Below are 13,875 nucleotides of genomic sequence, written 5' to 3' on the forward strand. Positions count from 1 at the left end.
GAGGGCCCCCATGGCAAAGGCAAAGTTTGAACGGAACAAACCGCACGTCAACATTGGCACGATTGGCCACGTTGACCACGGGAAGACGACGCTGACCGCTGCGATCACCAAGTATTTTGGTGAATTCCGCGCCTATGACCAGATTGACGGTGCGCCGGAAGAGCGTGCTCGCGGGATCACGATCTCGACGGCGCACGTTGAGTACGAATCGGATGCGCGTCACTATGCGCACGTCGATTGCCCCGGCCACGCGGACTATGTGAAGAACATGATCACGGGCGCGGCGCAGATGGACGGCGCGATCCTGGTGGTTTCGTCGGCTGACGGCCCGATGCCGCAGACGCGCGAGCACATCCTGCTCGGCCGTCAGGTGGGCATTCCCTACATGGTCGTGTTCATGAACAAGGTGGACCAGGTCGATGACCCGGAGCTGCTGGAACTCGTGGAAATGGAAATCCGCGAACTGCTGTCGTCGTATGACTACCCCGGCGATGACATTCCGATCATCAAGGGCTCGGCTCTGGCGGCGATGAACGGCACCGACAAGGAAATCGGCGAAGACGCGATCCGCGCGCTGATCGCGGCGGTGGACGAATACATCCCGACTCCGGCGCGTGCTGTGGACCAGCCGTTCCTGATGCCGGTCGAAGACGTGTTCTCGATCTCGGGTCGTGGCACCGTGGCCACCGGCCGGATCGAGCGTGGCGTTGTGAAGGTTGGCGAAGAGCTTGAAATCGTGGGGATCCGCGCTTCCAAGAAGACCGTCTGCACCGGCGTCGAGATGTTCCGCAAGCTGCTGGACCAGGGCGAAGCGGGCGACAACGTCGGCCTGCTGCTGCGTGGCGTGGACCGCGACGGGATCGAGCGTGGTCAGGTGCTGTGCAAGCCGGGTTCGGTGAAGCCGCACACCAAGTTCGAAGCGGAAGCCTACATCCTCACCAAAGAGGAAGGTGGCCGTCACACGCCGTTCTTCGCGAACTACCGTCCGCAGTTCTACTTCCGCACGACGGACGTGACCGGGACGGTGGAACTGCCGGAAGGCACCGAGATGGTGATGCCGGGCGACAACCTGAAGTTCAACGTGTCGCTGATCGCGCCGATCGCGATGGAAGAGAAGCTGCGCTTCGCCATCCGCGAAGGCGGCCGCACCGTCGGCGCCGGCGTGGTGTCGAAGATCATCGAATGATGATCCAAAGGCACGCCCGCAACGGCGTGTCGAAGGTCTCAGATACGAAGGGCCGCCCAAAAGGGCGGCCCTTCTGCTTTCGCGGTGGACGCGCGACGGGAGGCGGCTAGGGTAGACGTGCCCGGATCCGAGGAACCCGCCCATGACCGATTGCCTGTTCTGCCGGATCGCCGCCGGTGCGCTGCCTGCGCACAAGCTTTATGAGGATGATCACATCCTCGCCTTTCTCGATCTGCATCCGATCCGGCCCGGTCATGCGCTGGTGATCCCGAAGGCGCATCACGTCTGGTTCGAGGATCTGCCGCCCGACCTTGCGACCTGCGTGACCACCTGTGCGCAACAGCTTGCACGCCGGATGAAGGCGCTTTACGGCGTGCCGCGCGTGGCGATGTTCTACACCGGCATTCATGTGCCGCATGCCCACGCCCATGTGGTGCCCATGCAGGATCAGCATGACGTGACCTCGGCCGCCTATCTGGCCGATGGGCCGGGTGTGTTCAGCGCGCCGCCGCAATTGCCCGCCGAGGAGATGGCCGCCATCGCCGCCGCCCTTCGACCCGCCTTTTCCTGACCCGGAGTTTCCGATGCCCCGTTACATCCATTCCATGATCCGCGTGCTGGACGAGGCGCGCGCGCTGGCCTTCTATGACATGGCCTTCGGGCTGCGCGTGGCCGAGCGGCTGGATTTTCCCGATTTCTCGCTGATCTACCTGTCTAATGCCGAATCCGAGGTGGAACTGGAGCTGACGGTGAACCGGGGCCGGACAGAGCCATATGATCTGGGCGACGGCTACGGTCATATCGCCTTTTCGGTTGAGGATATTGCCGCCGAACATGCGCGGTTCACGACGGCCGGGTTGAACCCCGGCAAGCTGGTGGAGTTCGCGCCGGGTGGCACCGTCATCGCGCGATTTTTCTTCGTCACGGACCCTGATGGCTACAAGATAGAGGTCTTGCAGCGCGGCGGGCGTTACCTCTGATCGCCGGAAGGCCGCCCTGGGGGCGGCCTTTGTCATTGCGGGGGCAGCCTGATCCATTTATGTTATGATATAACGTAATGGAGATGCCCGTGAGTCAGACCCGCGATTCCCGCCTGCCCGTCACCGTTCTGTCCGGTTTTCTGGGGGCGGGCAAAACTACCCTTTTGAATGCTGTCCTGAACAACCGCGAAGGCCGCCGTGTTGCAGTCATCGTCAATGACATGTCCGAGGTGAATATCGACGCCGATCTGGTGCGTGCTGGCAGCGACCTGAGCCGGGCGGAGGAAAAGCTGGTCGAGATGACGAACGGCTGCATCTGCTGCACCCTGCGCGAAGACCTGCTGACCGAGGTGCGTCGCCTGTCGGAGGAGGGCCGTTTCGACTATCTGCTGATCGAATCAACCGGCATCGCTGAGCCGCTGCCTGTGGCCGCTACCTTCGACTTCCGTGATGCGGAGGGGGAGAGCCTGTCCGATGTCGCCCGGCTGGACTGCATGGTGACCGTGGTCGATGCGGTGAACCTGCCGCGCGATTTCGCCTCGCATGATCTGCTGGGCGACCGGGGTGAGGTGCTGGGGCCGCAGGATGATCGCAGCATCGTGCAACTGCTGACCGAGCAGATTGAATTTGCCGATGTGATTGTGCTGAACAAGGTCTCCGATGCCGCGCCCCTCGCCCTGGCGGAGGCACGCGCCATCGTGCGGTCGCTGAATGCCGATGCGCGGATCATCGAGACCGACTTCTCGCGGGTTGATGCGGGGCAGGTGCTGGATACCGGGCTTTTCGATTTTGACCGCGCCCATCAGCACCCGCTTTGGGCGCAGGAGCTTTACGGTTTTGCCGATCATGTGCCGGAGACCGAGGAATACGGCATTTCGTCTTTCGTTTACCGGGCGCGGGCGCCTTTTGATCCGGGCCGTGTGTATCGGGTGCTGAATGGTGATCTGCCGGGTGTCATCCGCGCGAAAGGGCATTTCTGGCTGTCAACGCGACCGGACTGGGCGGCGGAGTTCTCGCTTGCGGGGGCGATATCATCGGTGCGGCCCTTGGGGCGGTGGTGGGCCTCGGTTCCGACGGAACGCTTGCCGAGCCATCCCGAGGCGCGGGCCGAGATTGCTGCGCAATGGGTCGAGCCATGGGGCGACCGGCGGCAGGAGATCGTGTTCATCGGTATGGGGCTGGACCGGGCCGCGCTGACGGCGGCGCTGGATGCGGCGCTGGTGCCTGCGCAGGTATTCCGGCCGGAAGATTGGGCCGGCATGGCCGACCCCTTCCCGCGCTGGGGCGCCGGGGCGGCATGAGGCGCAATCTGGCAACACGGCTGCGGCGGCGTCCGCAGAAGGGTGCCCCGATGGCGGTCTACGACGGGCTGCCGCCACCGTTGCGGCGTTGGCTGGCCGGGGCGCTTCTGCCGTGGAGCGCCGCCAGCGCCTTGCGGCTGTGGCGGCGCACGCTGGCCGAAACCGGCAGCGAGGCAGCGGCGCTGGACCGTCTGACGATCGCCGAAGCGCGGCTGGTGGCGCGGGATGCGGCGCGCATCTGGGGGGCGGGGCATCCGATGGCTGGTGGTGCGGTGCAACCTGTGGCAGGATAGAACCACACCGATGGAGGGAAAGATGAACAAGACCGCCTGAGCCTGTTTCCATAAACATCAGCCAAAGGTCTTGCCATGCCCTTCCCTAATCCCGCCTTGCGGCATCCGATGCGTTTTGCCGACGGGTCTGAAAACCTGTCGATGGTGCATCTGGCCGCTGTCATCGACCATCCGAACATTACCGTCGGTCGCCACGCCTATGCCAATGACTTCGATCCACCGGAGGACTGGGCGGCGCGGCTGGCGCCCTATCTTTATCCCGGTGCGCCGGAACGGCTTCTGATCGGGGCCTTCTGTCAGATCGCGCATGGTGTGCGTTTCATCACCGCCTCGGCCAATCACCTGATGGGCGGGTTCAGTACCTATCCTTTTGCGGTTTTCGATCCGGCGACGCTGCCCCTGATGCTGGGGCAGGTGAAGGGTCTGCCAGATACAGTGATCGGTCCGGATGTCTGGATCGGCCACGGCGCGCTGATCCTGCCTGGCGCGCGTCTGGGTGCCGGGGTGATCGTTGGTGCCGGGGCGGTGGTGGGCGGTGAGGTGCCGCCTTATGCGATTGTCGCGGGCAACCCGGCGCGGGTGATCCGCTATCGCTTTGCCCCCGATGTGGTCGAACGCCTGCTGGCGCTGGCGTGGTGGGACTGGTCCGCCCATCGGATCGAGGCGGCTTTGCCCGCTTTGATGACCGATGACATCGACGCACTGGAGCGGTGCTGAAAATTCGGGGCAGCCTCAGGTTGCCCCTTGATTTCCCCCCATGGGTGCCGTAATTCCCGCCGCAGGCCTAGGGGTATAGCTCAGTTGGTAGAGCATCGGTCTCCAAAACCGAGGGTCGCGGGTTCAAGTCCTGCTGCCCCTGCCAGGCCCTTCCAGATATGATGTGTGAAGTGTTCAGGCGCTGTGGCGCTTGCGCTCTGCTATGGGCGCTGTGCCGAAATGCTGCCGGTAGGCGCGGCTGAAGCCTTCGGCCGAGCCATAACCGTAACGATGCGCCACACGCTCAACCCGCTGGCCGCGCGCCAGATCCTGCCGGGCCAGCAACAGCCGCCACCGGCGGGCATAGGCCCCGGGCGTTTCGCCCATGGTTACAGTGAACAGGTCTGCGAACCGGCTCAGCGAGAGGCCCGCGATGACGGCGAGATCGTCATTCAGCCAAGTCTTTTCGGGCTGGTCGTGAATGGCGACGATGGCGCGGCTGAGCCGGGGGTCTGCCAGGCCTGCCAGAAGGCCGGGTGTGGCAGAGCCCGAGGCGATGCAGTCCCGCAGCATCCGTACAATCAGAACTTCGGTCAGCCGCGCGATGACGGATGCACTGCCACAGCGCGGGCCGGTGATCTCGGCCTGAAGCAGGCGGATCAGCGTGGCGCCTTCAGCATCCTGCCGCAGATCGACGCGTACCGGATCTGGCAGAGCGCTGGCCAGCGGGTTGGCCACCCCGCCCCAATCGACGCGGGCCGAGAGCAGCGGCGCCCGCTCGCCGCTGTGCAGCGCCTTGCCGCGCAGGCACAGCAGTGCGTGATCTGCCGTGCCGTCCTGTGTTGCCAGCACGATCAGGTTTCCCGTGCCCACAGGTGCGGGGCTGACGGACAATGTGAAGCGCGCCATCAGGCTGGACAGGCGGTCGGGGCAGGTTTCGGGGGTTTCTGTCATGTTATTCGGATTTTCAGGATGAAAACACTGGATATACCCACCCGGTATCACAGCCAAGAAAGGATACCCGATGCTGATGCCGCGCCAGAAAACCCCGGATCTTGCTGTTCCGACGCTGGACCATGGGGCCTTCGATCTGGCGGCGGAGCGGAATGAGCGTGGTACGCTGGTCTGTTTCTATCGCGGCCTGCACTGCCCGATCTGCGCGACCTATCTGACCGAGTTGCAGAAACGCGTTGCCGATTTTGTGGCGCGCGGTGTTGGCATCGTTGCGGTCAGCTCTGACACGGCGGAGCGCGCGCGGGGTATGGCCGCTAAAATCGGAGCCGATACCTTGCGCATCGGATATGATCTGCCGCTGTGGGGTGCGCGGGACTGGGGGCTTTATCTGTCCACATCGCGGGGCAAGACCTCCATCGGGTTGGAGGAGCCTGCGGTATTCTCCGAACCGGGCCTGTTTCTGGTGACGGCGCAGCAAACACTTTACTACGGATCGGTGCAGACCATGCCCTTCGTGCGCCCGCATTTCTCGGAACTGGTGGGGGCGCTGGACTTCGCCATCAAGGCTGACTACCCGGCGCGGGGCGAATATACGGGTGCGGTTTAGGCTGCGGCACGGCTTGCGCTTGAAATCCGGGGCGCAAGCGCGTATCTCCGCCCCCTGAAACGGCGCACGCGCATTGGCAGGACTTCACGCATGGCAAAGGTCAACCCTCTCCAGTTCATCCAGCAGGTGCGCACCGAGGTGGGCAAGGTTGTCTGGCCGTCGCGTCGCGAAGTTGTGCTGACGACGATCATGGTGTTCATCATGGCCGCCCTGTCGGCAACCTTCTTCAGCCTGGTCGATCTGGCGATCCGCAGCGGGCTTTCCGCTGTCGTCGGCGGCTTCGGCGGCTGAGCGATAACGCCGTTTTTCCTTGTATTCCGGGGCGCGGACCGTTATGTCCGCCGCAACGAATGGGAAACCGGCGCGCAGCGATTCGAGTTGCGCGCTGTTTTTTGTTCCGTCCGGGGTGAGCTATCGCCCTGATTTGGCAGGAATTTCACGGGCCGGGCTGCGGCCTTACCCGTGCGACGAAGGTGGTGAAGGCAGCATGGCGAAGCGGTGGTATTCGGTTTCCGTCCTCTCGAATTTCGAGAAGAAGGTCGCCGAGCAGATCAAGCAAGCCGTGGCGGAAAACGGCCTTGAGGACGAGATCGAGGAAGTTCTCGTTCCGACCGAAGAGGTGATCGAGGTGCGCCGCGGCAAGAAGGTGACCTCCGAGCGTCGCTTCATGCCGGGCTATGTGCTCGTGCGCATGGAGATGTCGAATCGCGGCTACCATCTGATCTCGTCGATCAATCGGGTGACGGGGTTCCTTGGCCCGCAGGGCAAGCCGATGCCGATGCGCGATGCTGAGGTGAACACCATCCTGAACCGCGTCGAGGAGGGGCAGGAGGCGCCGCGCACCCTGATCCGTTTCGATGTGGGCGAGAAGGTCAAGGTGACCGACGGCCCGTTCGAGGGTTTCGACGGTATGGTCGAGGGTGTGGACGACGATCATCAGCGCCTGAAGGTCACGGTGTCGATCTTCGGCCGTGCGACCCCGGTCGAACTGGAATTCACTCAGGTCTCCAAGCAGATCTGAGTGCTGTGCGTGGGAGGCGAGGGGTGCGCCCCGGACCGGACCACTAAACCATGCGCCCCCAAGGGTGCGGTGACAAAGGAGACGGCCAGATGGCCAAGAAGATTATCGGCAGCCTCAAGCTGCAAGTGAAGGCCCAGCAGGCCAACCCCTCCCCGCCGGTCGGTCCGGCGCTGGGTCAGCGCGGTCTGAACATTATGGCCTTCGTTAAGGAATTCAACGCGAAGTCCGCTGATTTCGCGCCGGGCACCCCGATCCCGACGGTGATCACCTACTATCAGGACAAGTCGTTCTCGCTCGACCTGAAAACCCCGCCGGCTTCCTACCTGCTGAAGGTCGCTGCTGGTCTGCCGGCCGTCGGCAAGCGGAACCGTCCGAAGGGTTCGTCGAAGCCGGGCCGTGAAGTGGCTGGCAAGGTGACCGCGGCGCAGATCCGCCAGATTGCCGAAACCAAGATGAAAGACCTGAACGCGAACTCCGTCGAGGCCGCGATGCAGATCATCCTCGGCTCGGCCAAGTCCTGCGGCATCGAAGTGAAGGGCTGAGATCATGGCGAAACTCGGTAAACGTACCAAAGCCGCCCGCGAAGCTTTCGTTGGCAAGGAACTGGTCTCGGTTGAGGATGCGGTGAAGCTGATCAAGTCGGCTGCCACGGCGAAATTCGACGAAACCCTTGAAATCGCGATGAACCTCGGTGTTGACCCGCGTCACGCTGACCAGATGGTTCGTGGTGTTGTCCAGCTCCCGAACGGGACCGGCAAGACCGTGCGCGTGGCGGTGTTCGCCCGTGGCGCCAAGGCTGATGAAGCCAAGGCCGCCGGTGCCGACATCGTGGGCGCCGAAGACCTGATGGAAACCATCCAGTCGGGCAAGATCGAATTCGATCGCTGCATCGCCACCCCGGACATGATGCCGCTGGTCGGCCGTCTGGGTAAGATCCTTGGCCCGCGCAACCTGATGCCGAACCCGAAAGTCGGCACCGTGACGATGGACGTGAAAACGGCTGTCGAAGCGGCGAAGGGCGGCGAAGTCCAGTTCAAGGTCGAAAAGGCCGGTGTGATCCATGCCGGTATCGGCAAGGTCTCGTTCGAGGACGGCAAGCTGTCCGAAAACGTCCGCGCTTTCGTTGATGCCGTGACCCGCGCCAAACCGGCAGGGGCCAAAGGCACCTATGTGAAGAAGGTTTCGCTGTCCTCGACCATGGGTCCGGGCGTGTCGATCGACCTCGCTTCGGCTTCGGGTAACTGAGGCCTTACGAAATTCCCCTTGGTGACAAGGGGATGGCGGGGCGGTAACGCCCCGTCCTGTCCGAGACGGCGGGTGGCGCGCAAACGCCTTAATGTCCTGCCTGAGATGGGGATCGGGATTGAAGAGCGCCTCGGCGGTCTTGGTTTCGGGAGCCCCAAGCGGACCCGAACGCCCTTGGTGACAGGGGCAGATACGAGCCGGGGGGAAACCCCCAAACTTGGAGTGAAACTGTGGATAGAGCCCAGAAAGAGAAAGTGGTCGAGGAACTCGGCCAGATCTTCGAAAGCTCTGGCGTGGTTGTGGTTGCACACTACGCGGGTATCACGGTTGCAGAGATGCAGGACCTGCGGGCGCAAATGCGCGCCGTCGGCGGTTCCGTTCGCGTTGCCAAGAACAAGCTCGCCAAGATCGCCCTTGAAGGGAAACCCGCTGCGAAGATGGGTGACCTGCTCACGGGCATGACCGTGATGTCCTTCTCGGAAGACCCCGTCGCTGCGGCGAAGGTCTGCGAGGCTTACGCCAAGAAGAACGACAAGTTCGTGCTTCTGGGCGGTGCCATGGGCGACACGGTTCTGGACCAGGCCGGTGTGAAAGCCGTGGCCGCCCTGCCGTCGCGCGAAGAGCTCATTGCTCAGATCGTGTCGATGATCGGTGCGCCCGCGTCCAGCATCGCCGGGGCCATTGGCGCGCCTGCTTCGAACATCGCTGGCATCCTTTCGACCATCGAGGACAAGGCTGCGGCCTGACCTTGGGATATTCGCGTGGGTTGCCCAATCCCGTTGGAACCCCCATCTTAACTGAACGGAACTGAAAAATGGCTGATCTTAAAGCTCTCGCCGAACAAATCGTCGGTCTGACCCTCCTGCAAGCCCAGGAACTGAAGAACATCCTGAAGGATGAGTATGGCATCGAGCCGGCTGCTGGCGGCGCGGTGATGGTTGCTGGCCCGGCTGCTGGTGCGGCTGCTCCGGCTGAAGAAGAAAAGACCGAGTTCGACGTCGTTCTGACCGACGCCGGCGCCAACAAGATCAACGTGATCAAGGAAGTGCGCGCGATCACCGGTCTTGGCCTGAAAGAAGCCAAGGACCTGGTGGAAGCCGGCGGCAAAGTGAAAGAAGGCGTTGCCAAGGCTGATGCCGAAGCGATGAAGAAGAAGCTCGAAGAGGCTGGCGCCAAGGTCGAGCTGAAGTAATCCTTCCGGTGCCCTGGCACTGAAAGGTCTACGGATCGGGCTGGGTCTGACCATGCGTCAGGCCCAGCTTGAGCCGTCTCAAGGGACCCCGGCTCGGAAGGTGCTGTGCGCAGCTTCTTCCCAGGCGTGGTTCGAGGTTCGGGAGCGGCCCGTCGGGAAGGGCCGCATGAATGGAACCTGCCCCCTGATCGCAATCGGCACGCGCCTGAGCCCCGACAGGCCGCGCGTCGGCGAAACAGAAAGGTGACGATGAGCATGGCTCAGAGCTACGTTGGCCAGAAGCGGATCCGCCGCTACTTTGGCAAAATCCGTGAAGTCCTTGAAATGCCGAACCTCATCGAGGTTCAGAAATCCTCGTATGACCTGTTCCTGAAATCGGGCGACGGCCCGAAGGCGCAGGATGGCGAGGGCATTCAGGGCGTCTTCCAGTCGGTTTTCCCGATCAAGGACTTCAACGAGACCGCCGTTCTGGAATTCGTGAAATACGAGCTGGAAAAGCCGAAATATGACGTCGACGAGTGCCAGCAGCGCGACATGACCTATGCCGCGCCGCTGAAGGTGACGCTGCGTCTGATCGTGTTCGATGTCGATGAAAACACCGGCGCCCGGTCGGTGAAGGACATCAAGGAACAGGACGTCTACATGGGCGACATGCCCCTGATGACGGCGAACGGTACGTTCATCGTGAACGGCACCGAGCGCGTGATCGTCAGCCAGATGCACCGTTCGCCCGGCGTGTTCTTCGACCACGACAAGGGCAAGACCCATTCCTCGGGCAAACTGCTGTTCGCCTGCCGCATCATCCCGTATCGCGGCTCGTGGCTGGACTTCGAGTTCGACGCCAAGGACATCGTGTTCGCACGCATTGACCGTCGCCGGAAACTGCCGGTGACGACGCTGCTCTATGCCCTGGGCATGGATCAGGAAAGCATCATGAAGGCGTATTACGATACGGTCACCTTCAAGTATCAGAAGAACAAGGGCTGGGTGACCCGGTTCTTCCCCGAGCGCGTGCGCGGCACCCGGCCGAGCTATGATCTCGTGGATGCGGCCACCGGCGAGGTGATCCTGAAGGCGGGCGAGAAAGCCACGCCGCGTATGGTCAAGAAATGGATCGACGAGGCGCAGATCACCGAACTGCTGATCCCGTTCGACCATATCATCGGCCGCTATGTCGCGCGTGACATCATCAACGAAGACACCGGCGAAATCTGGGTCGAGGCCGGTGATGAACTCACCATGGACTACGACCGCGACGGCGAGGTGAAGGGTGGCACGCTGAAGGTGCTGCTGGATCAGGGCATCACCGAGATCCCGGTGCTGGACATCGACAATATTAACGTCGGTCCCTACATCCGCAACACCATGGCCGCGGACAAGAACTGGAACCGCGACACCGCGCTGATGGACATCTATCGCGTGATGCGTCCGGGCGAGCCGCCGACCGTGGAAGCCGCCTCGACCCTGTTCGACACACTGTTCTTCGACAGCGAGCGCTATGACCTGTCGGCCGTGGGCCGCGTCAAGATGAACATGCGTCTGGATCTGGCGAAGCCGGATACCCAGCGCACGCTGGACCGCGACGATATCGTCCAGTGCATCAAGGCGCTGGTCGAACTGCGGGATGGCAAGGGCGAGATCGACGACATCGACCACCTCGGCAACCGCCGTGTGCGTTCGGTGGGCGAGCTGATGGAAAATCAGTATCGCGTCGGCCTGCTGCGCATGGACCGTGCGATCAAGGAGCGGATGTCGTCGGTGGAAATCGACACGATCATGCCGCAAGATCTGATCAACGCCAAACCGGCCGCTGCCGCGGTGCGCGAGTTCTTTGGCTCGTCGCAGCTGTCGCAGTTCATGGACCAGACCAACCCGCTGTCGGAAGTGACGCACAAGCGCCGTCTGTCGGCGCTCGGGCCGGGCGGTCTGACCCGCGAACGCGCGGGCTTCGAGGTGCGCGACGTTCACCCGACCCACTATGGCCGGATGTGCCCCATCGAGACGCCGGAAGGCCAGAACATCGGTCTGATCAACTCGCTGGCCACGTTTGCCCGCGTGAACAAGTATGGCTTCATCGAAACCCCCTACCGCAAGGTGGTGGACGGCAAGGTGACCGACGATGTGGTCTACATGTCGGCGACCGAAGAGATGCGCCATACCGTCGCGCAGGCCAACGCCGCGCAGGATGAGCAGGGCCGCTTCCAGGACGATCTGATTTCGTCGCGGAAAGCGGGCGAATTCATGCTCAATCCGCCGGATGCCATCGACCTGATCGACGTGTCGCCGAAACAGCTCGTGTCGGTCGCGGCTTCGCTCATTCCCTTCCTGGAAAATGACGACGCTAACCGTGCGCTGATGGGTTCGAACATGCAGCGGCAGGCCGTGCCGCTGCTGCAATCGGATGCCCCCTTCGTCGGCACCGGGATCGAGGCCGTCGTGGCCCGCGACTCGGGCGCGGCCATCATGGCGCGGCGCGGCGGCGTGATCGACCAGGTCGACGCGACCCGTATCGTTGTGCGTGCGACCGAGTTCCTGGAACCCGGCGAGCCGGGCGTGGACATCTATCGTCTGCGCAAGTTCAAGCGGTCGAACCAGTCGTCCTGCATCAACCAGCGCCCGCTGGTGAAGGTGGGCGACAAGGTCGCGCGTGGCGAAGTGGTGGCCGATGGCCCCTGCACCGACATGGGCGAACTGGCGCTTGGCCGGAACGTGATCGTGGCCTTCATGCCGTGGAACGGCTACAACTATGAAGACTCGATCCTGATCTCGGAGCGCATCCTGCGCGACGACGTGTTCACCTCGATCCATATCGAGGAATACGAAGTCGCCGCCCGCGATACCAAGCTCGGGCCGGAAGAAATCACCCGCGACATCCCGAACGTCGGTGAAGAAGCGCTGCGCAACCTCGACGAGGCTGGCATCGTTTACATCGGCGCAGAGGTGCAGCCGGGTGATATTCTGGTCGGCAAGATCACCCCGAAGGGCGAAAGCCCGATGACGCCGGAAGAGAAGCTTCTGCGCGCCATCTTCGGGGAAAAGGCCAGCGACGTGCGTGACACCTCGCTGCGTCTGCCGCCGGGCGCCTATGGCACTATCGTGGAAGTCCGTGTGTTCAACCGTCATGGCGTGGACAAGGACGAGCGTGCGCTTCAGATCGAGCGTGAAGAAGTGGAACGCCTGTCGCGCGACCGCGACGACGAGCTGACCATTCTGGAGCGCAACATCTATGCGCGTCTGAAGTCGCTGATCATGGGCAAGGTCGCCGTCAAGGGTCCGAAAGGCATCAAGGCAGGTTCGACCATTGATGACGAACTGCTGGGTTCGCTGTCGCGTGGCCAGTGGTGGCAGCTTGCTGTCGGCGAGGAAGATCTGGCCAAGGAAGTCGAGGCCCTGCACGAGCAGTTCGAGGCTCAGCGCCGCGCGCTGGACCTGCGTTTCGAGGACAAGGTCGAGAAGGTCCGTCGCGGCGACGATCTGCCTCCGGGCGTGATGAAGATGGTCAAGGTGTTCGTCGCGGTGAAGCGCAAGCTGCAACCGGGCGACAAGATGGCCGGTCGTCACGGCAACAAGGGCGTTATCTCGAAAGTGGTGCCGATGGAGGACATGCCGTTCCTCGCGGATGGCACCCCGGTCGATCTGGTGCTGAACCCGCTTGGTGTGCCGTCGCGGATGAACGTCGGTCAGATCCTTGAAACGCACATGGGCTGGGCCGCGCGCGGTCTGGGGCTGAAGATCGACGAGGCGCTGAAGGACTATCGCCGCTCCGGCGATATGACTCCGGTGCGTGAGGCGATGCGTCTGGCCTACGGCGACGAGACCTATGACGCCGCCTTCTCGGACCGCGACGAGGACGAATTCCTTGAACTGGCCGGGAACGTCACGCGCGGCGTGCCGATTGCCACGCCGGTCTTCGATGGTGCGAAAGAGGCGGATGTCAACGACGCGCTGCGCCGGGCCGGTTTCGACCAGTCGGGTCAGTCGGAGGTGTTCGATGGCCGCACGGGCGAGAAATTCGCCCGCCGTGTCACCGTGGGCGTGAAATACATGCTCAAGCTGCACCACCTTGTCGACGACAAGCTGCACGCACGTTCGACCGGACCGTACTCCCTCGTCACCCAGCAACCGCTGGGCGGCAAGGCGCAGTTCGGTGGTCAGCGTCTGGGGGAAATGGAGGTCTGGGCGCTGGAAGCCTATGGCGCCGCCTACACCCTGCAAGAGATGCTGACGGTGAAGTCGGACGACGTGGCCGGCCGGACCAAGGTCTACGAGTCGATCGTGAAGGGCGAGGACAATTTCGAAGCGGGCGTTCCCGAAAGCTTCAACGTGCTCGTCAAGGAAGTCCGCGGCCTCGGCCTGAATATGGAACTCCTGGATGCGGAGGAGGAGTGAGGGCGGTCGCG

15 protein-coding genes and 1 tRNA gene are annotated in these 13,875 nt (G+C 63.0%); 15 read left to right on the forward strand and 1 reads right to left on the reverse strand.

Features of this window, described 5'->3' with window-relative positions; genetic code table 11:
- Positions 1-10 precede the first annotated feature (10 nt).
- From tuf to C8N34_RS07565, 7 genes are all read left to right on the forward strand, one after another.
- Positions 11-1,186 (forward strand): elongation factor Tu, encoded by a 1,176-nt coding sequence (gene tuf / locus C8N34_RS07535; protein ID WP_054301627.1) that lies wholly within the window; start codon positions 11-13, stop codon positions 1,184-1,186.
- Between the two features lie 142 nt (positions 1,187-1,328).
- Positions 1,329-1,757: an HIT family protein gene (locus C8N34_RS07540; protein WP_108128395.1), complete on the forward strand. Its 429-nt coding sequence runs from the start codon at positions 1,329-1,331 to the stop codon at positions 1,755-1,757.
- A 13-nt stretch (positions 1,758-1,770) separates the two neighbouring features.
- Positions 1,771-2,166, forward strand: a complete 396-nt coding sequence (locus C8N34_RS07545) for a VOC family protein (protein ID WP_108128396.1) — start codon at positions 1,771-1,773, stop codon at positions 2,164-2,166.
- Positions 2,167-2,249: 83 nt separating this feature from the next.
- On the forward strand, positions 2,250-3,467 hold the full coding sequence (locus tag C8N34_RS07550; protein WP_108128566.1) for a GTP-binding protein: 1,218 nt from the start codon (positions 2,250-2,252) through the stop codon (positions 3,465-3,467).
- A gap of 50 nt (positions 3,468-3,517) precedes the next feature.
- Complete coding sequence (locus tag C8N34_RS07555; protein ID WP_308430007.1) at positions 3,518-3,760, forward strand: DUF6525 family protein; 243 nt, start codon at positions 3,518-3,520, stop codon at positions 3,758-3,760.
- 75 nt (positions 3,761-3,835) lie between these two features.
- Positions 3,836-4,477 (forward strand): CatB-related O-acetyltransferase, encoded by a 642-nt coding sequence (locus C8N34_RS07560; protein ID WP_054303054.1) that lies wholly within the window; start codon positions 3,836-3,838, stop codon positions 4,475-4,477.
- A 69-nt stretch (positions 4,478-4,546) separates the two neighbouring features.
- Positions 4,547-4,622 (forward strand) — tRNA-Trp (locus C8N34_RS07565).
- A 29-nt stretch (positions 4,623-4,651) separates the two neighbouring features.
- Here the strand turns inward: C8N34_RS07565 and C8N34_RS07570 are convergent.
- Positions 4,652-5,410 carry a helix-turn-helix domain-containing protein gene (locus tag C8N34_RS07570; RefSeq protein WP_199750776.1) on the reverse strand — a complete coding sequence of 253 codons (759 nt, stop codon included), beginning with the start codon at positions 5,408-5,410 and terminating at the stop codon, positions 4,652-4,654.
- 70 nt (positions 5,411-5,480) lie between these two features.
- Here C8N34_RS07570 and C8N34_RS07575 point away from each other — a divergent pair, with 70 nt between their 5' ends.
- The 8 genes from C8N34_RS07575 to rpoB all read left to right on the forward strand — a co-directional run bounded on the left by C8N34_RS07575 (position 5,481) and on the right by rpoB (position 13,864).
- A complete protein-coding gene (locus C8N34_RS07575; RefSeq protein WP_108128397.1) occupies positions 5,481-6,017 on the forward strand; it encodes a peroxiredoxin-like family protein in 537 nt (178 codons plus the stop codon).
- A gap of 90 nt (positions 6,018-6,107) precedes the next feature.
- Positions 6,108-6,308, forward strand: coding sequence for a preprotein translocase subunit SecE (secE, locus tag C8N34_RS07580; RefSeq protein WP_054303057.1), 201 nt, complete (start codon positions 6,108-6,110; stop codon positions 6,306-6,308).
- Positions 6,309-6,504: 196 nt separating this feature from the next.
- Positions 6,505-7,038: a transcription termination/antitermination protein NusG gene (nusG, locus tag C8N34_RS07585; protein WP_054303058.1), complete on the forward strand. Its 534-nt coding sequence runs from the start codon at positions 6,505-6,507 to the stop codon at positions 7,036-7,038.
- A gap of 89 nt (positions 7,039-7,127) precedes the next feature.
- Positions 7,128-7,580, forward strand: a complete 453-nt coding sequence (gene rplK, locus C8N34_RS07590) for a 50S ribosomal protein L11 (RefSeq protein ID WP_054303059.1) — start codon at positions 7,128-7,130, stop codon at positions 7,578-7,580.
- A 4-nt stretch (positions 7,581-7,584) separates the two neighbouring features.
- The gene (gene rplA / locus C8N34_RS07595; RefSeq protein ID WP_054303060.1) at positions 7,585-8,283 is read left to right on the forward strand and encodes a 50S ribosomal protein L1; all 699 of its coding nucleotides are present in this window, start codon (positions 7,585-7,587) and stop codon (positions 8,281-8,283) included.
- A gap of 230 nt (positions 8,284-8,513) precedes the next feature.
- Positions 8,514-9,029 (forward strand): 50S ribosomal protein L10, encoded by a 516-nt coding sequence (gene rplJ / locus C8N34_RS07600; protein WP_108128398.1) that lies wholly within the window; start codon positions 8,514-8,516, stop codon positions 9,027-9,029.
- 68 nt (positions 9,030-9,097) lie between these two features.
- A complete protein-coding gene (gene rplL / locus C8N34_RS07605; protein WP_054303062.1) occupies positions 9,098-9,475 on the forward strand; it encodes a 50S ribosomal protein L7/L12 in 378 nt (125 codons plus the stop codon).
- Positions 9,476-9,730: 255 nt separating this feature from the next.
- A complete protein-coding gene (gene rpoB / locus C8N34_RS07610; protein ID WP_108128568.1) occupies positions 9,731-13,864 on the forward strand; it encodes a DNA-directed RNA polymerase subunit beta in 4,134 nt (1,377 codons plus the stop codon).
- Positions 13,865-13,875: the final 11 nt, after the last annotated feature.

The sequence above is a fragment of the Gemmobacter caeni genome (assembly GCF_003054195.1).
Taxonomy (GTDB): Bacteria; Pseudomonadota; Alphaproteobacteria; order Rhodobacterales; family Rhodobacteraceae; genus Gemmobacter; species Gemmobacter caeni.